23 protein-coding genes are annotated in these 22,982 nt (G+C 67.3%); 13 read left to right on the forward strand and 10 right to left on the reverse strand.

What is annotated here, in order from left to right:
• The first annotated feature begins 44 nt into the window (after positions 1-44).
• Complete coding sequence (locus AC5P7F_RS12850) at positions 45-200, forward strand: DUF1328 domain-containing protein (protein WP_005407633.1); 156 nt, start codon at positions 45-47, stop codon at positions 198-200.
• 76 nt (positions 201-276) lie between these two features.
• Here AC5P7F_RS12850 and ddlA read toward each other — a convergent pair whose 3' ends face one another.
• The gene (gene ddlA, locus AC5P7F_RS12855; protein WP_164077227.1) at positions 277-1,371 is read right to left on the reverse strand and encodes a D-alanine--D-alanine ligase; all 1,095 of its coding nucleotides are present in this window, start codon (positions 1,369-1,371) and stop codon (positions 277-279) included.
• 335 nt (positions 1,372-1,706) lie between these two features.
• On the opposite strand from ddlA, the gene AC5P7F_RS12860 reads away from it, so the two are divergent.
• Together AC5P7F_RS12860 and ubiB are read left to right on the forward strand one after the other, a co-directional pair.
• Positions 1,707-2,342 (forward strand): ubiquinone biosynthesis accessory factor UbiJ, encoded by a 636-nt coding sequence (locus AC5P7F_RS12860; protein ID WP_005420772.1) that lies wholly within the window; start codon positions 1,707-1,709, stop codon positions 2,340-2,342.
• Positions 2,339-3,994, forward strand: a complete 1,656-nt coding sequence (gene ubiB / locus AC5P7F_RS12865) for a ubiquinone biosynthesis regulatory protein kinase UbiB (RefSeq protein ID WP_014645548.1) — start codon at positions 2,339-2,341, stop codon at positions 3,992-3,994. The genes AC5P7F_RS12860 and ubiB overlap by 4 nt, the downstream gene beginning before the upstream one ends.
• A gap of 52 nt (positions 3,995-4,046) precedes the next feature.
• Here the strand turns inward: ubiB and AC5P7F_RS12870 are convergent, their stop codons facing one another.
• The 4 genes from AC5P7F_RS12870 to AC5P7F_RS12885 are packed head-to-tail and all read right to left on the reverse strand — an operon-like array spanning position 4,047 to position 7,179.
• The gene (locus AC5P7F_RS12870) at positions 4,047-4,832 is read right to left on the reverse strand and encodes a YaiO family outer membrane beta-barrel protein (RefSeq protein WP_032962225.1); all 786 of its coding nucleotides are present in this window, start codon (positions 4,830-4,832) and stop codon (positions 4,047-4,049) included.
• 4 nt (positions 4,833-4,836) lie between these two features.
• The gene (locus AC5P7F_RS12875; RefSeq protein ID WP_032962223.1) at positions 4,837-5,442 is read right to left on the reverse strand and encodes an LbetaH domain-containing protein; all 606 of its coding nucleotides are present in this window, start codon (positions 5,440-5,442) and stop codon (positions 4,837-4,839) included.
• Positions 5,429-6,568 (reverse strand): glycosyltransferase family 2 protein, encoded by a 1,140-nt coding sequence (locus tag AC5P7F_RS12880; RefSeq protein WP_014645551.1) that lies wholly within the window; start codon positions 6,566-6,568, stop codon positions 5,429-5,431. The genes AC5P7F_RS12875 and AC5P7F_RS12880 overlap by 14 nt, the downstream gene beginning before the upstream one ends.
• Positions 6,568-7,179, reverse strand: a complete 612-nt coding sequence (locus AC5P7F_RS12885) for a PIG-L deacetylase family protein (protein ID WP_014645552.1) — start codon at positions 7,177-7,179, stop codon at positions 6,568-6,570. The genes AC5P7F_RS12880 and AC5P7F_RS12885 overlap by 1 nt, the downstream gene beginning before the upstream one ends.
• 166 nt (positions 7,180-7,345) lie before the next feature.
• Here AC5P7F_RS12885 and AC5P7F_RS12890 point away from each other — a divergent pair, with 166 nt between their 5' ends.
• Complete coding sequence (locus tag AC5P7F_RS12890) at positions 7,346-7,933, forward strand: class I SAM-dependent methyltransferase (protein WP_049441784.1); 588 nt, start codon at positions 7,346-7,348, stop codon at positions 7,931-7,933.
• An 84-nt stretch (positions 7,934-8,017) separates the two neighbouring features.
• Positions 8,018-8,761 (forward strand): pseudouridine synthase, encoded by a 744-nt coding sequence (locus AC5P7F_RS12895; RefSeq protein ID WP_014645554.1) that lies wholly within the window; start codon positions 8,018-8,020, stop codon positions 8,759-8,761.
• 70 nt (positions 8,762-8,831) lie between these two features.
• Here the strand turns inward: AC5P7F_RS12895 and AC5P7F_RS12900 are convergent, their stop codons facing one another.
• Complete coding sequence (locus tag AC5P7F_RS12900; protein WP_401730180.1) at positions 8,832-9,380, reverse strand: DUF2059 domain-containing protein; 549 nt, start codon at positions 9,378-9,380, stop codon at positions 8,832-8,834.
• 113 nt (positions 9,381-9,493) lie between these two features.
• Here AC5P7F_RS12900 and arfB point away from each other — a divergent pair, with 113 nt between their 5' ends.
• The 3 genes from arfB to dcp all read left to right on the forward strand — a co-directional run bounded on the left by arfB (position 9,494) and on the right by dcp (position 12,799).
• A complete protein-coding gene (gene arfB / locus AC5P7F_RS12905; protein ID WP_005420755.1) occupies positions 9,494-9,925 on the forward strand; it encodes an alternative ribosome rescue aminoacyl-tRNA hydrolase ArfB in 432 nt (143 codons plus the stop codon).
• A 4-nt stretch (positions 9,926-9,929) separates the two neighbouring features.
• Positions 9,930-10,532, forward strand: coding sequence for a lysophospholipid acyltransferase family protein (locus AC5P7F_RS12910; protein WP_014645556.1), 603 nt, complete (start codon positions 9,930-9,932; stop codon positions 10,530-10,532).
• 110 nt (positions 10,533-10,642) lie between these two features.
• On the forward strand, positions 10,643-12,799 hold the full coding sequence (gene dcp / locus AC5P7F_RS12915; protein ID WP_049405170.1) for a peptidyl-dipeptidase Dcp: 2,157 nt from the start codon (positions 10,643-10,645) through the stop codon (positions 12,797-12,799).
• A 146-nt stretch (positions 12,800-12,945) separates the two neighbouring features.
• Here the strand turns inward: dcp and AC5P7F_RS12920 are convergent, their stop codons facing one another.
• Together AC5P7F_RS12920 and AC5P7F_RS12925 are read right to left on the reverse strand one after the other, a co-directional pair.
• Positions 12,946-13,392, reverse strand: coding sequence for a 3-dehydroquinate dehydratase (locus tag AC5P7F_RS12920; RefSeq protein WP_004153636.1), 447 nt, complete (start codon positions 13,390-13,392; stop codon positions 12,946-12,948).
• Between the two features lie 3 nt (positions 13,393-13,395).
• Positions 13,396-13,797 (reverse strand): hypothetical protein, encoded by a 402-nt coding sequence (locus tag AC5P7F_RS12925; protein WP_014645558.1) that lies wholly within the window; start codon positions 13,795-13,797, stop codon positions 13,396-13,398.
• Between the two features lie 275 nt (positions 13,798-14,072).
• Here AC5P7F_RS12925 and lepB point away from each other — a divergent pair, with 275 nt between their 5' ends.
• Together lepB and AC5P7F_RS12935 are read left to right on the forward strand one after the other, a co-directional pair.
• On the forward strand, positions 14,073-14,699 hold the full coding sequence (gene lepB, locus AC5P7F_RS12930) for a signal peptidase I (RefSeq protein ID WP_014645559.1): 627 nt from the start codon (positions 14,073-14,075) through the stop codon (positions 14,697-14,699).
• 123 nt (positions 14,700-14,822) lie between these two features.
• Entirely contained in the window at positions 14,823-16,079 is a 1,257-nt protein-coding gene (locus tag AC5P7F_RS12935; protein WP_164077228.1) for an MFS transporter, read from the forward strand.
• A gap of 118 nt (positions 16,080-16,197) precedes the next feature.
• On the opposite strand, the gene AC5P7F_RS12940 is transcribed toward AC5P7F_RS12935, so the two are convergent.
• Positions 16,198-17,106, reverse strand: a complete 909-nt coding sequence (locus AC5P7F_RS12940; RefSeq protein WP_164077229.1) for a LysR substrate-binding domain-containing protein — start codon at positions 17,104-17,106, stop codon at positions 16,198-16,200.
• 330 nt (positions 17,107-17,436) lie between these two features.
• On the reverse strand, positions 17,437-18,405 hold the full coding sequence (locus AC5P7F_RS12945; RefSeq protein ID WP_164077230.1) for a LysR substrate-binding domain-containing protein: 969 nt from the start codon (positions 18,403-18,405) through the stop codon (positions 17,437-17,439).
• 110 nt (positions 18,406-18,515) lie between these two features.
• On the opposite strand from AC5P7F_RS12945, the gene aceB reads away from it, so the two are divergent.
• The 3 genes from aceB (at position 18,516) to AC5P7F_RS12960 (ending at position 22,977) form a co-directional block, all read left to right on the forward strand.
• Complete coding sequence (aceB, locus tag AC5P7F_RS12950) at positions 18,516-20,138, forward strand: malate synthase A (RefSeq protein WP_197621860.1); 1,623 nt, start codon at positions 18,516-18,518, stop codon at positions 20,136-20,138.
• 64 nt (positions 20,139-20,202) lie between these two features.
• Positions 20,203-21,504, forward strand: a complete 1,302-nt coding sequence (gene aceA, locus AC5P7F_RS12955) for an isocitrate lyase (RefSeq protein ID WP_019661879.1) — start codon at positions 20,203-20,205, stop codon at positions 21,502-21,504.
• A 432-nt stretch (positions 21,505-21,936) separates the two neighbouring features.
• Complete coding sequence (locus AC5P7F_RS12960; RefSeq protein ID WP_041862962.1) at positions 21,937-22,977, forward strand: GGDEF domain-containing protein; 1,041 nt, start codon at positions 21,937-21,939, stop codon at positions 22,975-22,977.
• The last annotated feature ends 5 nt before the right edge of the window (positions 22,978-22,982 follow it).

Raw genomic sequence — 22,982 nt, forward strand, 5'->3', positions numbered from 1 at the left:
ATGGACCCACGCCATCCAAGGCTCGACCACCCGCGAGGAGCGCCATGCTGCATTACGCCATCATTTTCTTTGTCATCGCCATCATCGCCGCCGTTCTGGGCTTTTCCGGTATTGCCGGCGCCGCAACGAACATCGCCTGGATCCTGTTCGTGGTGTTCCTGATCCTTGCGGTGATCTCGATGTTCCGCAAGCGCGGCTAGCCGGTAGTGCCGGCCGCTGGCCGGCATCGCTTTCCGCAGAGTCGAGCCATGCTCGGCTCTGCGGGCGATCACAACGCTACACGGCGCTGTGCAATCCGCGATCGGCTTCGTGACGCTCCTGTGCCAGTTCGATCAGGCGCGTAATCAACGTCGTGTAATCGACACCGCTGGCACCCCACAATTTCGGGTACATGCTGATGCGGGTGAAGCCCGGCAGCGTGTTGACCTCGTTGATGACGATCCCGCCGCCCGCAGTAAGGAATACGTCCACGCGCGCCATGCCGGCACACTCCAGCGCCTGGTAGGCCTGCAGTGCGATCTGCTGGATGCGCGCCTGGGTTGCGGCATCGATATCCGCAGGCACCACCACCTCGGCGCCAGTTTCGTTGATGTACTTGGTGTCGTAGGCGTAGAACTCGTCGTGCACCACCACCTCGCCGCACAGGCTGGCCTGCGGATGCGCGTTGCCCAGTACCGCGCACTCGATCTCGCGGCCGACCACCGCCGATTCCACCAGCACCTTGTGGTCGTAGCGCAGCGCCAATGCCAGTGCCTCGGCGAAGCCCGCTGCGTCCTTGACCTTGCTCACGCCCACCGACGAACCCTGGTTGGCCGGCTTCACGAACAGCGGCAGGCCGAGCTGCGCGATCACCGCATCGACATCGACCGTTGCCGCCTGGTGGCGACGGATGCACAACCACGGTGCCACCTGCAGGCCAGCGTCGCGCAGCAGGCGCTTGGTCACGTCCTTGTCCATCGCCACTGCCGAACCCAGTACCGGCGAGCCGACGAAGGGCAGGTTGGCCATGCGCAGCAGGCCCTGCAGCGCACCGTCTTCGCCCAGCGGCCCATGCACGATCGGCAGCACCACATCGATCTGGCCCAGCGCGCTGGCCGGATCGGACGGCTGCAGCTGTGCCTGTTCCGCACCCGGGCGCACCGCCAGCGACTGGCCCGAGCGATGCAGCGCGATGCGCGACGGATCATCGGCGTTGATCAGGAAGGTGTCCGGCTGGCTCAGATGCCACTGGCCCTGCTTGTCGATGCCGACCAGCACCGGCTCGAAGCGCTCGCGATCAAGCGCATCGAGGATGTTCTTCGCCGACTGCAGTGAAACCTCGTGCTCGGAGGATTTGCCCCCGAAGATGATGCCGACCCGGGTCCGTGCCATGGGAATGCGATGTCCTGTGCGTTGCGTGGCCGTACAGCATGAACCTTCCATAGCCACCCAGGTGAGGCACAGATGAATCACCGGGCTGCCGGCTCGGGTAGCGGCCAACCATGGTTGGCCCCCTGACATCCAGCGCCGACCAAGGTCGGCATCTACCAACGCCAGATCCCATCAGCATTGGGGTCAGAGCCCGTTGCGCAGCAACGGGACCCACCCCGCCATCCCACGGATCGCCAGCTTTTGATGTTGATCTTGCCGGCCAGCGGCCGGCACTACCGCGGGTGCCGGGCGGCAGCCCGGCGCAAGCCCCCCACCCACGCAGGTAGAATGCGCACATGGCTCTTTCCCTGCTCAAGTCCCTCAAGCCGGTCGCTGGCCGCGCCCTGCAGATCGCCCTGAACCGCGCGCTGGCGCTGGATCCGGATACCCGCCATGCACTGGCCAGCCTCGATGGCCGGCACATCGACCTGACCCTGGAAGCGCCGTCGCTGGCGATGCGCATCAGCGTCGACGGCGACCAGCTGCGGGTCGGCCCGGTGGATGCGCAGGAAGCCGACCTGGCCGTGCGCAGCAGCCTGGCCGGCGTGCTGGCGCAGCTGCCGCTGCTGGCCAACGCACGGCGCGGCGAGTCCAACAACAAGGGCCGTGTACGCGTGGCCGGTGACGCCGAACTGGCGCGACGCCTGCAGCAGCTGGCCAAGGGTTTCGATCCGGACTGGCAGCAGCCGTTCGTCAGCGTGTTCGGCGAGGTACTGGGCGTGCAGGTGGCCAACACCCTGCGCAGCGCCCTGCAGCACGCGCGCCAGGGTGCGATCGATCTGGCCCACAGCGCTGCCGAGTTCATCACCGAGGAATCGCGCGACGTGGTACCGCGCGCCGAACTGGATGCCTTCCACGATGATGTGGACGTACTGCGTGATGACGTCGAGCGCCTTGGCGCGCGCGTCCAGCGCCTGCGGGGTGCCGCATGAAGGCCGTGCTGCGGGCAAGCCGCATCGGCCGGGTGATCCTGCGCTACCGCCTGGACGACCTGCTGCACGGCACGCCGGCTGAGCGCTGGCTGCGCCTGGCCAAACCGTTCGTGCCGCGTGCTTCGGCCGACATCGCTGTACAGTCGCGCGGTGCGCGCCTGCGCCTGGCGCTGCAGGATCTCGGTCCGATCTTCGTCAAGTTCGGCCAGATCCTGTCCACCCGCCGCGACCTGGTGCCGCCGGACGTGGCCAACGAACTGACCCTGCTGCAGGACCGGGTCAAGCCGTTCGACGGCGATACCGCGCGCCGCATCGTCGAGGAAGCACTCGGCCTGCCGGTCAGCGAGGCATTCGCCAGCTTCGATACCGAACCGCTGGCCTCGGCCTCGATCGCACAGGTGCATGCGGCCACGCTGGCCGATGGCCGCCAGGTGGTGGTCAAGGTGCTGCGCCCGGGCATCGAGAAGCAGATCGACGCCGACATCGCCCTGCTCAACTCGCTGGCCGCCCTGGTCGAGCGTACCCATCCGCGTGCCGACAAGATCCGTCCGCGCGAAGTGGTGGCCGAAGTCGAGAACACCCTGGCCGCTGAGCTGGACCTGCAGCGCGAAGGCGCCAATGCCAGCGTGCTGCGCCGCTTCTGGGAAAACAGCGACGACCTGTACGTGCCGGAAGTGATCTGGAGCCACACCGCCGAGCGCGCGCTGACCCTGGAGCGCGTGTGGGGCATTCCGTCCGATGACATCGCTGCACTGGACAAGGCCGGCATCGACCGCAAGGCGCTGGCCGCCAAGGGCGTGCGGGTGTTCTACACCCAGGTGTTCCGCGACAACTTCTTCCATGCCGATGCGCACGCCGGCAACATCTGGGTCGATACCGATCCGTCGCGTCGCGCCAACCCGCGCTTCATCGCGCTGGACTTCGGCATCATGGGCCAGCTGTCGCAGGAAGATCAGTACTACCTGGCCGAGAACTTCATGGCCATCTTCAACCGCGATTATCGCCGCATCGCCGAACTGCACGTGCAGGCGCGCTGGATGCCGGACAACGTGCGCATCGATGATCTGGAAGCGGCCGTGCGTTCGGTGTGCGAGCCGTACTTCACCCGCCCGCTGTCGCAGATCTCGCTGGCCGAAGTGCTGATGAAGCTGTTCCGCGTGGCGCAGCGCTACCAGCTGACCCTGCAGCCGCAGCTGATCCTGCTGCAGAAGACCCTGCTGAACATCGAAGGTGTCGGGCGCCAGCTGGATCCGCAGATCGACATCTGGGCGGTGGCCAAGCCGGTGCTGGCGAAGATCCTGCGCGAGCGCTACAGCCCGCGTCGGGTCGTGCGCGAGATCGGCAAGCGCTTGCCGGAAATCATGACCCACGCGCCGGACATGCCGCGCCTGGTGCACGCCTGGCTGACCCAGCAGGTGGAGGGCCGCCATGAGCTGGCGATGCGCTCGCGCGATCTGGTCGCGCTCGATGCCAGCGTGCAGCGCCTGCAGAAACGCGCGGTCGGTGCGATCACCGGCGTCGGCCTGCTGGCCATCGCCGCACTGGTGTACGTGCTGCAGCCGCCAGGCTGGTACTGGGGCGACCTGCCGATGTGGAGCTGGGTGTCCGGTGCCGTCGGCGCGCTGGCGCTGGCGCGCGCGTGGTGGCGCTGAAGCCTGTTGATCGAGGGTCGGCGGCATCACGCGCCGCCGACCCGCCACGGCTCTACCAGTGGTAGCCCAGGCCCAGGTGCGACTGCACGCTCTGGAAGCGGTCCAGGCGCGTCCTGTGCCAGGTCTTGCCAATGCCCATGTCCAGCACCAGATGCTCCCCCAGCGGCTGGCTGCGGCGCAGGAAGGCACGACGTGCATCGTGTTCGCGCAGCAGCAGCGGATCGGAATCGGCGGTGTAGCCGGACGTACCGCTGCCCAGCCACAGCTGGGTCGAACCACCGCCCTGCGCATCCTTCAGGCGCAGTGACAGCGTGGTGCCATGGCCGTCGGGCCCATTGGACTGGCGATGCCGCTCGTGGCGCAGTGAGGTGGTCACGCGCGGGAAGTAGTGCGAGGCACCTACCGACCAGCCACTCACGTATGCGCCGGCATGGTACTGGGCGTACTTGCCGCCCACGCTCAGCACGGTCTGCGGTGCCACCTTCCACTGGAAGTCCTGGTTGAGCTGGCGGTTGACGAATACCGGGTCATCGTTGGAGGCGGTGAAGGCGGTGCGGGTCGAAAAGCGTTGACTCCAGCGCTGGTGCAGGGAGCCCTGCACCCGATTGCCGCTGAAGCGTTTGCTGCCGTAGTCGCGTTCACCATGGGCCAGGCCCAGATGCCAGCGGCTGTCACCGCTGCGACCGGCCACATCCACGGTCTGTACGTCGCGCTTGCCGAAGCCATCGGTGTAGTCGGCATGATCCAGCTGCACCGACACCCGGTCGATGCCGGCATGGGCGCTGGACACAGCCAGCAGCAGGGCGCACGGCAGTGCGCCACGGATGATCAATCGCATGGGGTTACTCCAGGGGTTGGGAATGCAGCGACTGCAGCAGCCGGTAGCGACCGGGCGGCAGGTTTCGTTCCACGGTGATGCGCGGGCCGAACTGGCTGCCCGGGGCGACGATGCGACCGGGCAGAATGATCACGCCGACGCCCAGCGCGGCACCTTCGCCGATCCAGGCGCCGAGCTTGTCGCGCTGGCTGTCGATGACGGTGTCGCCGATGTGGACGGTGACCGTTGCGCCATCCAGGCGATGGTTGCTGGTACGCACCAGCGCGCCCAGGTAGGCACGGGCGTCGACGCGGCTGTCGGCGATGAAGCACTGCGGGCCGATGCAGGCGCCGTCGCCGATCAGTGCGTTCTTCAGTTCACTGGCAAAGCCGATGCGCACACCGTCACCGATGTGCAGCGGACCGCGCAGCAGTGCGTTGTTGCCGATCAGGCAGTCGCGGCCGATCGATACCGGCCCGTGCAGCTGGGCGCCGTCGCAGATGCGGCTGCCAGCGCCGATCCGTACCTCGCCCCGCACGATCGCACGCGGCGAAACCTGGGCGCTGGAATCGACGTGGGGTGGCAGCGTCGATAGCGCGTCGGCCATGGCGGCGAGGTCATTCCACCACATGCGGATACCTGGTCGGCTTGTCGCGTGCCGGCTCGCGGCCGGTAAACAGCCCGGCCACGCCATGCATCAGCCAGATCGCATAGGCGAGCAGCACGTACAGCATCGAGAACGCGGCGGCAGGGACCAGCGACGCGCGGCGGTGGTGGATCGCACTGATCACCGCCAGCAACATGACGATGCCGATCCAGAACAACGGCATCACCGACAGGGCGAGGCCACCCGGCCCATGCAGCTGGGCCGCACCGAACCAGACCTGCAGCGTCAGCACGATGCCGGCAAGGGCAAGCAGCATCATCGGCAGGATGCTGAACACGCCGAAGCGGGTCAGCAGCAGGCCGCGATGCAGGCGCATGCATACCGCATAGCCGACGATCCAGCGTCGCCAGCGCCGCCATTCCTCCACCAGCGTGTTGCATTCCTGCGGGTAGACCACGCAGCGCACGCTCTGGCGGACACGGTAGCCCTGCGCGACCAGCGACCAGGACATATCCAGGTCTTCGACGCGGGTGCGGTCGGAGAAACCGACCTTGCGCAGCACCGAGGTGCGGAACAGGCCACACGAGCCGGAGACGATGAACGGTGCGCCGCCCAGCCACTGCTGGAAGCTGCGCTTGATGACGATCATCGGCAGCTTCAGGCTGGCGCGCACATGCGGCAGGAAGCCGGCACCCTGCAGGCTGGACGAGGGTACGCCACCGACCGCATCGGCACCGCGCTCGATCTCGTCCAGCAGGTGGCCCAGGCCATGGCCGCGCGGATCGATGTGGGTGTCGGCGTCGGTCAGGAACACCTGCTCGGCGGTGGCGTGCCGCAGGCCATGCATCAGCGCGCCGCCCTTGCCGGTGTTGGCCTGGTGCACGGCCACGAGGCGCCCGGGCCAGCGCGCCTGCAGCGCATCGAGTACCTGGGCGGTGTTGTCGGTGGAACCGTCATTCACGCAGATCACCCGTGCCACGTAGGGGTTCTGCAGCAGGCCGGTCAACGAGCGCTCCAGGCACGGCGCTTCGTTGTAGGCCGGCACGATCGCATCGATGCTGTACAGGCGCGTGCTGGGGCGACGCGAGGCCTGCACGCACACACGCACCAGGATGAAGGCACACATGGCCAGGAACAGCAGCGTTTTCATCACAGCACCAGCCGGTAGGGCACGAAGCCCTCACTGGGGCCGATGCCGATCTGCTGGCCGCGGAACTGCGCGTGGCAGCGCAGGTGGTCCTCCTGCATGTAGTGGCGATCGCCCTGGCTGGCATGCTCGCGCAATGCGTGGATCTTCAGGTCCAGTTGTGCGCTGATGTCCTCGAACACCTGCGGTGCGAACTGCGGCAGGGTGCTGGGGCTCTCGTAGCAGAGGATCTGCGGGATGCTGCGGCAGGCGATGATTGACGCTTCATGGACGGTGCGATGGTCCTGGTGGTGGTCTTCGCCGCACATCGTGTAGACGCGATGCGGTGCGATCTGCGCGCAGGCCTGCTCGATCACCGCGACGATGTCGTTGCGGCAGGCAGGAAAGCGCGTATCCGGGAAATCCTGCTGGATCACCTCGGTCACACCCAGGCGGCGCAACGCGCGGTGGGATTCGTCGCTGCGGTCGATGCCGGCATGGCAGCCACGGCCACCACGGCTGAGCACCAGCGCATGGATGCGTGCACCGTCGCGGGCCAGCTTGGCCAGGCTGCCGCCGCAACCGAGTTCGATGTCGTCGGGGTGGGCGCCGATTGCCAGAATGTCGAGAACCATGGCCGTGTCCTTGCGGAAACCAATGAGGGCCGCGGGCCGGTGGACCATCCCGCGTGAAGAAGGCGGGAACTATCGCAACCTCATCGGAGTACAGGCTTAAGAGAAGTACGAAATGTGGCCGGACAGGCCACAATGCTCACCCTTGCTGTGGCAAATGAAAGAAGCAATGACGATGCAGCTTTCGGAATTGAAGAACGAACTGGCACGCTTCGGTGCTGAAAACGACGCGCATGAAACCGAGCGCGCTCGGCGCATGCTCAACATCACGCCGGACACCGGTGAATTCCTGTCGGTGCTGGTGCGTTTCGGCAATGCGCGCCGGGTGCTGGAGATCGGCACCTCCAACGGTTACTCCACGCTGTGGATTGCCGAAGCCGCAGCCGCCATCGACGGCCACGTGACGACGCTGGAATACGCCGGAGACAAGGTGGCGATGGCGCGTGACACCTTCGCGCGCAGTGGCCTTGCCGATCGCATCACGCTGGTCCACGGCGATGCCGGGCAGTGGCTGGCACAGGCCGCCGATGCCAGCATTGACCTGCTGTTCCTCGATTCGGACCGCGAACAGTACGCCGGCTGGTGGCCGCAGCTGCGCCGTGTGCTGCGGCGGGGGGGCCTGCTGGTGGTGGACAACGCCACCTCGCACGCCGCGCAGATGGAACCGTTGCGCGCGTTGCTGGATGCCGATCCGGACTTCGGCACCAGCCTGGTGCCGGTGGGCAACGGCGAGCTTCTGGCCGTGCGCAACGCTTGACCGCCGCGCCACCAACCCGGGGTCAGATCCCTTTCCGCAGGAAAAGGGATCTGACCCCGATCAGGGCGCCCGTATAATCCTGCGGTGAGCACCGAACCTGACACCCTCGCCGCGGTCGAGACCGAAACCGCGCCCCTGCAGCTGCTGCACCTGGACGAGCGCCTGGCCGTGGTCAACAAGCCCGCCGGGCTGATGGTCCACGACAGCAAGCTGGCCCGTGGCGAAGATGATTTCCTGGCCGACCGCCTGCGCGAGCAGCTGGGCCGCCCGATCTTCCTCGTGCACCGCCTGGACCGGGCCACCAGCGGCTGCCTGTTGCTGGCCTTCGACCGCGAGACCGCCAGTGCGCTGGGCAAGGCGTTGATGGGGGGTGAAGTGGCCAAGGACTACCTGACGGTCTGCCGGGGCTGGCCGGCCGAGCTGTCCTGGCGGGTGGACCATGACCTGGATGGCGGCCCGGGCAAGCCGGTGAAGAAGCCGGCGGTCACCGACTTCCAGCGCCTGGCCACCGGCGAGCTGTCGGTGCCGGTGGGTGAGTTCAGCAGTTCGCGCTACGCGCTGCTGCGCTGCCAGCCGCAGACCGGGCGCTTCCGGCAGATCCGCCGGCACCTCAAGCACCTGTCGCACCACATGATCGGCGACACCAGCCACGGCGATGGCCGCCACAACCGCATCTTCCGCATGCAGGGCGTGCACCGCATGCTGCTGCACGCCGAGCGCCTGCGCTTCCCGCACCCGGACGGTGGCAGCGTGGATGTCAGTGCGCCGCTGGATCGCGAGTTCCAGAAGGCGCTGGACCTGTTCGGCTGGCAGGTGGACGACGCCTGATGCTGCTGCGGTAAGCCGAGCGTGGGCTCGGCTCTACAGCCAGCGGCCGGGCGTGGCCCGGCGCACCCCGTTATTTCTTTTCCGGCTCGTTGACGATCGCTTCCAGGTCCTTCTGCAGATCCGCGAACAGCGGCTGCATGCGCGCCTGGATCGCCACCATCACGTTCTGCATCAGCGCCGGGGTCTTGTCCAGCAGGCTCTGGCCGGCCGCGCTCTCGTAGAACTCGGCCATTGCCAGCACGTCTTCCTTGCTGAAGGTCTTCTTGTACAGGTCCACGTACATGGGCCGCAGCTGTTGCCACGACATCGCCTGGCGCAGGGTCTGGCTGGTCCGGGCCTGGATCCGCTTCAGCTGTTCCTGCTGCTGGGCGGTGAGCTGGCGCTGCGCGGCCACCTGCTGGAACTGCTGCTGCTGCATGGCTTCGATCTGCGGCACCATGGTGTCGATCATGCTCTGCGCGCGCGAGGCCGACAGCAGGCGGTTGATGTCGCCGTCGGTCGGCGGGGCGGCCAGGGCCGGAACGCTGGCCACGGCCAGCGCCAGCAGCAGGGCGGCGCGGCGCAGCAGGGACGGCAGGGCGGGTGTGGAGCGGGTCATGCGGGGCTTCCTGCGGTACATGGGACCGCCAGCATACCCGCAGCCCAGGCGAAGGCGGCGTGTTCGGTGCCTGATCGGCGGCATACGGGGCGCGATGGCGTACTTCACCACGTGCCTGCCGCTACAATGCGCGGATGGGCAGTGGACCGGTCACCATCAGCGCGCAGCTTGAAATCCCCGACGGCGAGATCGTCGAGCGGTTCGTGCGCGCCAGTGGCGCCGGCGGCCAGAACGTCAACAAGGTGTCCACCGCGGTGGAACTGCGTTTCGACGTGGCCAACTCGCCCTCGTTGCCCGAACCGTTGCGCGCGCGCCTGCTGGCGCGGCGTGACCGGCGCATGACCGGCGAAGGCGTGCTGGTCATCGACGCGCAACGATTCCGCACCCAGGATCGCAATCGCGAGGATGCGCGCGAGCGGCTGGCGGCCTTCATCCAGGCCGGGCTGAGCGTGCCCAAACCGCGCAAGGCCACCAAGCCGACCCTCGGGTCGAAACTGCGTCGTCTGGACGCCAAACGCGGGCGCGCGCAGATCAAGCGCGGGCGCTCATCACGTGACTGGGAGTGATTGCTTGAACAACCCGACTTCGTTGCTGCCGGCCGTGCCGCCGCAGATGCCACAGGTCAAACCCAACGCCTTCCTGCGCTGGCTGGCGCGCTGCACCCTGCGCATGGGCGGCTGGAAGGTGACCGGCACCCTGCCGGACATCCCCAGGCTGGTCTTCATCATCGCCCCGCATTCGTCCAACTGGGACGGGCTGTGGGGCATGGCGGCCAAGATCGCGCTGGGCATGAAGGTGAAGGTGCTGGGCAAGGCCTCGCTGTTCTGGTGGCCGCTGGGCCCGCTGCTGCACAAGCTGGGCGTGATCCCGCTCGATCGCAGCTCGCCGCAGGGCACCGTCGGCCAGGCCGTGGACCTGCTGCGCAACAACGAGAAGATGTGGTTCGCCATCACGCCCGAGGGCACCCGCAAGGCCGTGAAGGACTGGAAGGCCGGCTTCCTGAAGATTGCCCGGATGGCTGACGTACCGATCCTGACCGCGTATTTCCACTATCCGGAAAAGACCATCGGCATCGGTCCGCTGTTCACCCCGAGCGGCGACGATGTGGCCGACATGGCTGCCATCCGCGAGTTCTACCGGCCCTGGATCGGCAAGACCCGCGGCACGGTCTGAGCCGGTTGCAGGCCGCCGCATAGACGCCACGTCCGGCACATGCCGGGCGAGCGCGACAGGAGTAGGGTGGAGGGCTGGTATCCATACCGTCTGCCCAAGGAGCGTTTTACATGTCGCGTACCGTAGTCCTGGCCGCCGCCATCAGCCTGGCGCTGGCGGCCTGTTCCGGCAAGGAGTCCACCCCCGTGTCCGATGCCCAGAAGACCCCGGCCCAGCAGCCGGCCGAAGCCTCCACCAATCCGCTGCTGAGCGCGAGCACGCTGCCGTTCCAGGCACCGCCGTTCGATAAGATCAAGGACAGCGACTACCTGCCGGCGTTCGAAGAAGGCATGCGCCAGCACCTGGCCGACGTGCGCAGGATCGCCGACAGCAGCGAGCCGGCCACCTTCGACAACACCATCGTGGCGATGGAGCGCAGCGGCGAGACCCTGACCCGCGTGTCGCGCATCTTCTTCGGCCTGGTCCAGGCCGATACCAACGACGCACGCCAGAAGATCCAGGAAGAAGTGGCGCCGAAGCTGGCCGCGCACCAGGACGAGATCAACCTCGATCCGAAGCTGTTCGCGCGCGTGAAGTCGCTGTACGACCAGCGTGACACGCTGGAGCTGGACCCGGTGCAGAAGCGCCTGGTCGAGCACTACTACGATGGCCTGGTGCGCGCCGGTGCGCAGCTGTCCGACGCCGACAAGGCGAGCCTGCGCAAGCTCAACGTGGAAGAGACCACGCTCTCCACCCAGTTCCACACCCGCCTGGTGGCCGCCACCGCTGCTGCGGCCGTTGTCGTTGACGACAAGGCCAAGCTGGCCGGCCTGGACGAGGGCGCTATCAACAACGCTGCCGCCGCCGCCAAGGACCGCAAGCTGGATGGCAAGTTCCTGCTGCCGCTGCAGAACACCACCCAGCAGCCGGTGCTCGGCTCGCTGAGCGACCGCGACCAGCGCGCCGCCGTGCTGAAGGCCTCGGAAACCCGCGCCGAGCGCGGCGATGCCAACGACACCCGGCAGACCGTGCAGCGCCTGGCCCAGCTGCGTGCGCAGAAGGCCAAGCTGCTCGGCTTTGACACCTTCGCCGACTACCAGCTGGGCGACCAGATGGCCAAGACCCCGGCCGCCGCGCTCAAGCTGCTGACCGATACCGTGCCGGCCGCCACTGCCAAGGCGCGTGCCGAAGCCGGCGAGATCCAGAAGGTCATCGACGCGCAGAAGGGCGGATTCCAGGTGGCCGCTTCGGACTGGGACTTCTACGCCGAGCAGGTGCGCAAGGCCAAGTACGATCTGGACGAGTCGCAGATCAAGCCGTACTTCGAACTGGACAACGTGCTGCAGAACGGCGTCTTCTACGCCGCCACCCAGCTGTACGGCATCACCTTCAAGCCGCGCACCGACATTCCGACCTACAACCCGGACATGAAGGTGTACGAAGTGTTCGACAAGGACGGCACCTCGCTGGCGCTGTTCTACACCGACTACTTCAAGCGTGACAGCAAGTCCGGTGGCGCCTGGATGGACGTGTTCGTCGAACAGGACGGCCTGACCGGTGCCAAGCCGGTGGTCTACAACGTCTGCAACTTCACCAAGCCGGCCGCCGGCCAGCCTGCGCTGATCAGCTTCGACGACGTCACCACCATGTTCCATGAGTTCGGCCATGCGCTGCACGGCATGTTCTCGAACGTGAAGTACCCGTCGATCGCCGGCACCGCGACCTCGCGCGACTTCGTCGAGTTCCCGTCGCAGTTCAACGAGCACTGGGCGCTGGACCCGAAGGTGTTCGCCAACTACGCCAAGCACTACAAGACCGGCGAGGCGATGCCGCAGGAGCTGGTCGACAAGATCCTCAAGGCACGCAGCTTCAACCAGGGCTACGCGACGACCGAGTACCTGTCGGCCGCGCTGCTGGACCTGGCCTGGCACACGCAGAAGGCCGACGCGCCGCTGCAGGATGTCGGCGCCTTTGAAGCCAGCGCGCTGAAGAAGTTCAAGGTCGACCTGCCGCAGGTGCCGCCGCGCTACCGCACCACCTACTTCGACCATATCTGGGGTGGCGGTTACTCGGCCGGCTACTACGCCTACTTCTGGGCCGAAGTGCTCGACCATGACGCCTACCAGTGGTTCACCGAGCACGGTGGCCTGACCGCGGCCAATGGCCAGGAGTTCCGCGACAAGATCCTCTCGCGCGGCAACAGCGTGGAACTGTCGACCCTGTACCGCGATTTCCGTGGCAAGGACCCGTCGGTGGAACCGCTGCTGAAGTTCCGCGGGTTGAAGTAAGAAAGCGAAAACGGCGGGGGCAACCCCGCCGTTTTTCTTTCTGTAGCGTCGAGCCATGCTCGACGTTCTTCTGTAGAGCCGAGTCCACGCTCGGCTGATGGTTCCTGGAAAGGCAGCCGAGCATGGGCTCGGCTCTACAAACAGCGTTACGTTCCCACGTGCACCCGGTTGGCCTGCTCGGCCAGGCCCAGGTGATCCAGCGCGATATCCAGCGCCAGCACGTAACTCTGCGCGCCGTAGCCGGCGGCGATGCCCAGGCGCTGGCCGACACCAGCCGGCAGGCACGGCTCGGCTACCGCGCCGTCGTCATGCACTTCCACATAGGCGTTGTGCAGGTACGGCAGCAGGCGCTGCAGGCGCAGGCTGTTGGCACACGCGCCCGGGTCGAGCAGGGTCACCTCGCCGCGGCTGTGGTCGGCCACGCGCAGGGCGTCCAGCAGTTCCTGTTCCGAACCACAGGCACGGATCGCCACGCTGGTGCCGGCGTCGATCGCACGATGCACCAGTGACTTCAGGACCGGTGCCGGCAGCGGCATCGCGGTGCGGATCAGGGCGCCGGCCGCTTCCGGGCCACGGATGATGAAGATCGACATGGCTCAGCCCTCCTGTGCCAGGCGGCGGCCGACAATGGCCAGCGACAACGGGTAGCCGGCCTGCTGGCTGCGCTGGTCGACCACCACGGCGGCGGGACCGTGCTGCAGGCGCAGGCGTGCCTCCAGACCGGGTTCGCTGGGGGCCTGCAGTTCGATGTACTGCGCCGGCAGCCGTTCCAGCGCCGCCTGCAGCGCGCCACCTTCGGCCTGCCATTGCGCCTCGTCAGCGGTACCGACATCCAGCAGTACCCAGTCGGCCGAGCGCGCCTGCGGCTGGCACAGGCACTGGCGTACCTCGGACAGGCTGGCGCAGTCGCTGCACAGCACGCGATGGCCGGCCAGCTGCGTCGGCAGTTGGGGACGCGGTGCCGACGAAGAGGCGTGGCGGATCACCAGGAGGGTCATACAACACCTTGCGGAATGCGCCCTGCGGCGCGGTGGGCACACGATGCGCGTGCCGCCCGTAAAGGTGCGATGCCCCCGGCCGGTCCCGCGCGTAAAACCTGCGTAACCCTTCCTGTAGAGCCGAGCCTGCGCTCGGCCGCTCTGCGCCCCAGTCGGGCAACCTCGACGCTGCAAGGAACAAGCCGAGCGTGGGCTCGGCTCTACCGGATCGCGTCGCGGGAACCTCTCCCGCCTGGATGTGGTCTGATGCAGCTACCACCTACCCGGAGCCTGTCATGGATGCTGCTGCCCGTCCTCCCTTGTCCGAACGCGCGCTGGTCTGGCTGAAGAAGGAAGCATTGCCGCTGCTGGTGATGCTCGGCCTGCTCGCCGCCGCCCGCGATACCCTCGCCAACCACTACGTGGTGCCGAGTGGCTCGATGCAGCCGACCCTGCAGCCGGGCGACCGGGTGGTGGTGGACATGCGCGCCTACGGCCTGCGCCTGCCGTTCACCGGCAAGGAACTGATGGCCACCGGCGTCCCGCAGCGCGGTGAAGTGGCGGTGTTCGATTCACCGGCCGACGGCACCCGCCTGATCAAGCGCGTGGCGGCGGTGGCCGGTGACCACGTGCAGATGCGCGAGGGCCATCTGAGCATCAACGGCCAGCCGCTGCAGATCGCCGATCTGCAGGACGTGGAAGCCTTCGGCGAGCGCCGTGCCCGCCTCGACCTGGACATGGGCGGCGGTCCGGACATCGCCGATCTGGTGGTGCCGGCCGGCAAGGTGCTGGTGCTGGGTGACCACCGCGGCAACAGCTTCGACGGCCGCTTCTTCGGCTTCGTCGACGCCGACAAGGTCTACGGCCGTGCGGTGGCGGTGTACTACCGCCGCGGCGACGGTTTCGAGTGGCAGCGCCTGTAAGCTGAATTGATACTTCTTGAGTATCAATCCTGACTTATCAGGTTATGGATCGACTGGATCGACAGGCCTAGTCTGAGGCCCGTTCCCTCCCATGCCCGGCCGCCCCACCGGCCCTTCGATCCCATGACTGGCGAAACCGCGGCGGCCGTCGAGCGCCGCCCCCCCACTGTCGATCCCATCGCCGAGACCCGCATCCAGCAGGGCACGCCGGCCTTCCGCCGCACCGCGCTGGCACTGTTCCTGGCCGGCTTCTCCACCTTCGGCCTGCTGTACACCGTGCAGCCGCTGCTGCCCGAGTTCAGCCGCCACTTCGGCGTGTCCGCCGCAGGCAGCGCGATGTCGTTGTCGCTGACCACCGGCACGCTGGCGGTGGCGATGCTGTTGGCCGGCCTGCTGTCCGATGCGGTCGGCCGCCGCCCGTTGATGATTGCCGCGCTGCTGGCCTCGGCCATGCTGTCGCTGAGCACGGCGCTGGTGGACGACTGGACCACGCTGCTGGTGCTGCGCACCCTGCTTGGCCTGGCGCTGAGCGGCGTGCCGGCAGTGGCGATGACCTACCTGGTCGAGGAGATGGACAGCCGCGCGCTGGGCCTGGCGATGGGCCTGTACATCGGCGGCAACGCCATCGGTGGCATGAGCGGGCGCCTGCTGGCCGGCATCATCGCCGATCACTGGGGCTGGCGCTGGGGCATCGGCGTGGTCTCGATCATCGCCGTGGCCAGCACCGTGCTGCTGTGGCTGCAGCTGCCGCCGTCGCGCCATTTCAGCGCGCGACGCGATGGCCTGCGCGAGTTGCCGTCGCGCTGGCGCACGCTGTTCGCCGACCGGGGCCTGCCGTGGCTGTTCGCCACCTCGTTCGTGCTGATGGGCGTGTTCGTCACCCTCTACAACTACCTGGGCTATCACTTGCTGGCGCCGCCGTACCACCTCAGCCAGACCGTGGTCGGGCTGATCTTCAGCGTGTACCTTGTGGGCACCTTCAGTTCGGCGTGGATGGGCCAGCAGGCTACGCGGTACGGGCGCGGCCGCATCCTGTCGATCTCGTTCGCGCTGATCGGCGCCGGCATCGCGCTGCTGGCGATGCCGTGGCTGAGCACGATGGCCCTGGGCATCGCGCTGGTGACCTTCGGCTTCTTCGGTGGCCACTCGGTGGCCAGCAGCTGGGTCGGCAGCCGTGCCGGTACGATGCGCGCGGAAGCATCGGCGCTGTACCTGTTCGCCTACTACCTGGGCTCCAGCGTGCTGGGCGGGGTGGGTGGCCTGGCCTACGCGGCCTGGGACTGGCTGGGCGTGTGCGCGTTCGCTGCCGTGCTGACCCTGATCGGGGGCGGCATCGTCTGGGCGCTGCAGCAGCGCGCGCTGCAGCCGGTCACGGCCTGACGCCAGCCGCGCGTTCCGCACGGGCGCGGCGTTGCTCTGGTAGATGCCGACCTTGGTCGGCGCTCTGGCACGGCAGCCAACCAAGGTTGGCGTCTACCAAACCTAAGTGGGTGGCACTTCACCCTTCGGCGAACGCCCCGCGCAACAGCCCGGCGAAGTTGCGGATCAGCGGCGTCACCCCCTCGCGGTGCCATGCCAGCTGCACCTCCGAATGCGCACCGGCATCGGCCAGCGCCACGAAGCGCGCGCCTTCCACGCGGATGTGATCGCAGGACGAGGGCAGGACCGCCGCACCCAGGCCTGCAGCCGCAAGACTGATCAATGTCGATGCCTCACCGGCTTCCTGCACGATGCGCGGCGTGAACCCGGCGGCCGCGCACAGCGCGATCATGTGGTCATGGATGCCCGCGCCCGCGCTGCGGCGAAATGCCACGAACGGCTCCTGCGCGAAGTCGCGTAGCGACAACGTGCCCTGCTTCGACAGCCTGCGCAGGGCAGGGTGGTCGGCATGCACGATCAACGCCAGTGGATCGACGAACAGGCTGTGCGCCACCAGCTCCGGCGGCAATGCGCGCTTGCGGATGATGCCCACGTCCAGTGAACCGTCGAGCAGCGCATCGATCTGCTGCAGCGTGTTCATCTCGCTCAGCTGCAGCCGCACCTGTGGGTACTGCTGGCGGTAGCGCAGGATCGAACGCGGAATCTGCGGCGACAGCGGCGTGGCCCGGGTCAGGCCGATACGCAGTTCGCCCTGCTCGCCGCGCTGCGCGCGCTGTACCTCGTCCACCGCGGTTTCCACCTGCTGCACGATGGCGCGCGCGCGCTCCTGCAGCAGCTCACCCGCAGGCGTCAGCTGCACACGACGATGGCTGCGCACGAACAGGCGCGCCCCGATCAGGTCTTCCAGCTGGCGGATCTGCTGGCTGAGCGGCGGTTGCGACATGCCCAGCCGCTCCGCCGCCTGGCCGAAGTGCAGCGTATCGGCAACGGCGAGGAAGTAACGCAGGTGGCGGAGTTCGATGGACATGGGTGCAGTCTATTCATCGCCAGCCGGAAATGGGGTCAGATCCGTTTTCCTGCGGAAAACGGATCTGACCCCGGTCACCCGTCATCCACGCATGGCGTGGATCTACCGTGTCGACCAAGGTCGACACCCACCAACAGCAGCGACCAACTGTCAGAGGCGGGGCGGTGTGGGTGGGCAGGACCGTTGGCGCCATGGATGGCGCCATCGAGCCCCCAAGGAGGGGTTTACGGCGTGTCCTGCCCACCCACACCGCCCCGCCATCTACGGATAGCAGGCTTTTGCTGTTGCTTTGGCTTCAGCAGGTGCAGGGCGCAGCCCTGCCGAACACCCTCACCGCTCCGAATGCCCGCTCTGGTCGTAATCGCGCGGACTGAACAACTCCGGCTGGATCAGCTCGATGAACGCGCGCGCCTGCGCCGACAGCGCCTTGCCCCGGCGCACGATCACCCCGTAACTGCGCTCGGGGAACCAGCGCTTCATCGACCGCGCCGCCAACCGCTCGCGGTCGGCCTCGTTCAGGCACAGCGCCGGCACGATGGAAATGCCCATGCCCATCGCCACGTACTGCTTGATCACCTCCCAGCCGCCCACTTCCAGTGCCACGGTGTAGGCGATGCGGTGGCGCTGGAATACCTGGTCAACCAGCCGGTAGGTGATCTGCCGCTTCGGCGGCAGCACCAGCGGATAGCGCGCGATGTCGGCCAGCTCCAGCTGGCCGCCACTGGCCAGCGGATGGTCGTGCGGCGCGATCAGTACCTGCTCGAAGCGGTAGGCCGGGGCGTAGGTCAGGTCGGCCGGTACATCGGTCATCGAACCGATCGCCAGGTCGGCGGCGTCCTCGCGCAGCAGGTCGTTGCCATCGGCGCTGATCGCGTTGTGCAGGGTCAGGCGCACGTCCGGGTGGTGCAGGCGGAAGCGCTCGACGATCTTCGGCAGCAGGTACAGGATCGTCGAGCTGTTGGCGGCGATGTTCAGCTCGCCCGCATCCAGGCCGCGCACCTTGTCGCGGAAGCGCGCCTCCAGCCCGTCCAGGTTCTCCACCAGCGGCTGCGCCATCTCGTACAGCAGCTGGCCCTCGCGGCTGGGTACCAGGCGGCGCCCACTGCGCTCGAACAACGGCACCCCCAGTTCCCGTTCCAGGGCCTGCAACTGCAGGCTGATGGCCGGCTGGCTGACGAAAAGGGCCTCAGCCGCCCGTGAGACCGAGGCCAGGCGCACCGTCTGGCAGAACGCACGCAATGGCTTCAGCCGGTCGGATTTGTAGGAAAAACGCGGACTTGGCGGGGTGCGTGTGCTCATCGTGTCAAGAGTATTAGCACAACTTATGTAGAACATTGCAAAAACTGTTTTGCCAAATACTCCGGCCCAGCGGCACCGTGGAGACGTTCCCCCACCGCTGGAGTCGCCCCATGTCCGCCGTCGCTTCCGCTGTTCCCACCCCTGCCAGCAAGGCTACCCCCGGCATCGCCCTGGCGACCCGCGTGGCCGGCCAGGACACCGTGCTGCCGGCGCCGCTGCTGGCCCTGCTGGTGTCGCTGCACCGTGCGGTGGAACCGGGCCGGCAGGCACGGCTGCAGGCGCGCCGCGAGCGCCAGGCGTTCTTCGACCAGGGCGGCCTGCCGGACTTCCGCGAGGACACCGCTGCGATCCGTAGCGGCGACTGGCGCGTTGCGCCGCTGCCGGCCGCGCTGCAGGACCGCCGCGTCGAGATCACCGGCCCGACCGATCCGAAGATGGTCATCAACGCGCTGAACTCCGGCGCCAAGGTGTTCATGGCCGACTTCGAGGATTCGACCTCGCCGACCTGGCGCAACCTGCTGGCCGGGCAGCAGTCGCTGGCCGCCGCGGTGCGTGGCGATCTCGACTACACCGCCCCCAATGGCAAGCACTACACGCTGCGCCCGCATGACGAGCAGGCGGTGCTGATCGTGCGGCCACGTGGCTGGCACCTGGACGAAAAGCACGTGCGCATCGATGGCCAGTTCATCGCCGGCGGCCTGTTCGACGCGGCGGTGTTCGCCTTCCACAACGCCCGCACCCTGCAGGCGAAGGACCGCGGCCCGTACTTCTACCTGCCCAAGCTGCAGAGCATGGAAGAGGCGGCGCTGTGGGAAACCGCGCTGTCGCACATCGAAGGCATGCTCGGCCTGCCGCACGGCCAGATCAAGGTGACCGTGCTGATCGAAACGCTGCCGGCGGTGTTCGAGATGGATGAGATCCTGCACGCGCTGCGTGACCGCATCGTCGGCCTGAACTGTGGGCGCTGGGACTACATCTTCTCGTACCTGAAGACCTTCCGGCGCCACGCCGACCGCGTGCTGCCCGAGCGCGGCCAGGTGACCATGACCCAGCCGTTCCTGAAGGCCTATTCGGAACTGCTGATCCAGACCTGCCATCGCCGTGGTGCACATGCGATGGGTGGCATGGCCGCGCAGATTCCGATCAACAACGATGCCGCCGCCAACGAACAGGCGATGGCCCGCGTGCGCGCTGACAAGCTGCGCGAAGTGACCGCCGGCCACGACGGCACCTGGGTCGCGCATCCGGCGCTGATTCCGGTGGCGATGGCGATCTTCGACGAACACATGCCCGGTGCGAACCAGCACAGCGTGCTGCGCCAGGATGTGTGCGTCGGCCGCGACGAACTGATCGCACGGCCGCCCGGCACCATCACCCGCGCCGGCTTCGAAGGCAACGTGGAAGTCTGCGTGCGCTACCTGGCGGCATGGCTGGATGGCAACGGCTGCGTGCCGATCCACCACCTGATGGAGGACGCGGCCACCGCCGAGATCAGCCGCAGCCAGTTGTGGCAGTGGCTGCATACGCCGGGCCAGCAGCTGGACGATGGCACCGCCATCGACCTGGCACTGCTGGATGCCACGCTGGCACAGCTGCCGGCACGGCTGGGTGACACCGCCACGCTGCCCGGTGGCGCACGCATCGGCGAGGCCATCGCCCTGCTCGGCGAACTGAGCCGCAGCGACGAACTGACCGATTTCCTGACCCTGCCGGCCTACGCGCGCATCGACTGATCGCCGCCCGCGTTTCCCGCCGTTTCCCTCCCCGCTGCACGCACGAACCGAACTGGAGAAAGACATGAGCAAGCTGCCCACTGCCGAACAGATCCAGCACGACTGGGATACCAACCCGCGCTGGGAAGGCATCCAGCGCAACTACAGTGCCGCCGACGTGGTGCGCCTGCGCGGCACCGTCCACATCGAGCATTCGCTGGCCCGCCTGGGTGCGGAGAAGCTGTGGGCATCGCTGCATGAGCGCGAGTTCGTCAACGCGCTGGGTGCATTGACCGGCAACCAGGCCATGCAGCAGGTCAAGGCGGGCCTGAAGGCGATCTACCTGTCCGGTTGGCAGGTGGCGGCCGACGCCAACCTGGCCGGGCAGATGTATCCGGACCAGTCGCTGTACCCGGCCGATTCGGTGCCGGCAGTGGTCAAGCGCATCAACAACACGCTGCTGCGCGCCGACCAGCTGCACCACGCCGAAGGCAAGGACGACATCGACTTCCTGCAGCCGATCGTCGCCGATGCGGAGGCCGGTTTCGGCGGCGTGCTCAATGCGTTCGAGCTGATGAAGGCGATGATCGAGGCCGGTGCCGCCGGCGTGCATTTCGAAGACCAGTTGGCGTCGGTGAAGAAGTGCGGGCACATGGGCGGCAAGGTGCTGGTGCCGACCCGCGAGGCGATCGAGAAGCTCAATGCCGCGCGCCTGGCCGCCGATGTGCTGGGTGTGCCGACCCTGCTGGTGGCGCGCACCGATGCCGAAGCGGCTGATCTGCTGACCAGCGACATCGACGGCAACGACAAGCCGTTCACCACCGGCGAGCGCACCGTCGAAGGCTTCTACAAGACCCGCAACGGCCTGGACCAGGCGATCAGCCGTGGCCTGGCCTACGCGCCCTACGCCGACCTGGTGTGGTGCGAGACCGGCAAGCCGGACCTGGAATTCGCACGCAAGTTCGCCGAGGCGATCCATGCGAAGTTCCCGGGCAAGCTGCTGGCCTACAACTGCTCGCCCAGCTTCAACTGGAAGAAGAACCTGGACGACGCCACCATTGCGAAGTTCCAGCGCGAACTGGGCAGCTACGGCTACAAGTTCCAGTTCATCACCCTGGCCGGGTTCCATGCGTTGAACTACGGCATGTTCAATCTGGCCCACGGCTACGCACGCCGCCAGATGAGCGCGTTCGTCGAGTTGCAGGAAGCCGAGTTCGAAGCGGCCGAGCGCGGCTTCACTGCGGTCAAGCACCAGCGCGAGGTCGGTACCGGCTACTTCGATGCGGTGACCCAGGCGATCCAGCAGGGCCAGTCGTCGACCACCGCGCTGACCGGCTCGACCGAGGAAGAACAGTTCCATGGCGGGCGCAGCGAACGCGCGGCGTGATGCGGCGCGCCGCGTGATCCGGTGGTGCCGGCCGCTGGCCGGCAACCCATCGATGTTTCCGAAGCCCATGCAGTTGCCGGCCAGCGGCCGGCACTACCGGGCTCCGGGTGATCAGGGTGGCCAGGGAAGGGCCAGACAACGCCGGCCGGTCGGGGGACCTGCCGGCGTTGTTGTATCGATGCAAGGGCGCAGCACGCGCGGAGCGTCAATCAGGCGCACCCCGGTGCCGGCAACTTGGCCGAAACCCTGTGAAACCCGGCATCGGATTGATCCAGCAGGAGTTTTGCCCGGACACCCGTGACCAGAACGGGCCATCACCGATCTTCACATCAATCAAGATCGGCAGAAGGGTCAAAATGAGATAGGGCGCACACTTTAAAGCGGTGCTATGCTCCGCGGCTCACCAGGGGACGCTGGCGGCGGGTGCAGGGAATGACCGGCAGGGGTGCGGCCGAGAACAGTGATGTGACGACAGGTATCGCCCGGGTGGCGATGGCCGAGATCGTGCACGCTCTGTTGTCCGATGCCGAGGTGGCATTGTTCGCCAGATTCGCCCGCGCATGCAAGCTCCGTGCCGGACAGTGGCTGTTCCAGCGTGGCCACCGCGGCGAGCGCATGTATGTGATCCTCGAAGGCCAGATCGAACTGGACTTCGGCGAGGACCTGGTGATCAAGACGCTCGGGCAGCACGAGTTCTTCGGAGAACTGGGCCTGCTGGTCGGCGACCACCTGCGCAGCGCCAGTGCGCGCGCGCTGGTCGACTGCGATGTGCTGGAGCTGGGCCCGGCCGATTTCCATCGGCTGGTCGAATCCGATCCCGGCCTGGTGGCCTATTTCCTGCGCCGCACGATCATGCGCGTGCTGGCCAACGAACAGGCACTGATCGCACAGCTGCGCCGGCGCAACCACGATCTGGAAACCGCGCTGGACAATCTGTACATCACTACCCATCAGTTGACCCACACCCGTGAGCTGGTGCGTACCGATGAACTGACCGGGCTGCACAACCGGCGAGGCCTCACCCTGTACCTGCAGGAGTGCCGCGAGCGGGCCGAGGGGCCGCCGCAGGCGCTGCTGCTGATCGATTGCGACCGCTTCAAGCAGATCAACGACCGCCACGGCCACCAGGCCGGCGACCGCGTGCTGCAGAGCATGGGCAACATCCTGCGCTCGATGGCCGGCGAGCAGGACCTGGCCTGCCGGCTTGGTGGCGATGAGTTCTGCCTGATCCTGCGCCGTGGCAACCGCGAGATCGCGCAGCACGCGGCCGAGTTCATCATCAGTGCGGTGCATGGCCTGCTCGAGCGCAGCCATGGCACGCCGCATGTGAGCCTGGTCAGCATCGGCGCCTGCCTGCTGGCGCCGGAGGCAGGCTGGAGCGAGTGGTATGCCTGCGCGGATCGTGCGCTGTACCAGGCCAAGCGCGATGGCGGCAACTGCCTGCGCTGGGCGGATGATCCGGACGGCCAATAGGGAGA

The sequence above is a fragment of the Stenotrophomonas sp. YJH_SMC_105-26 genome, assembly GCF_059368915.1.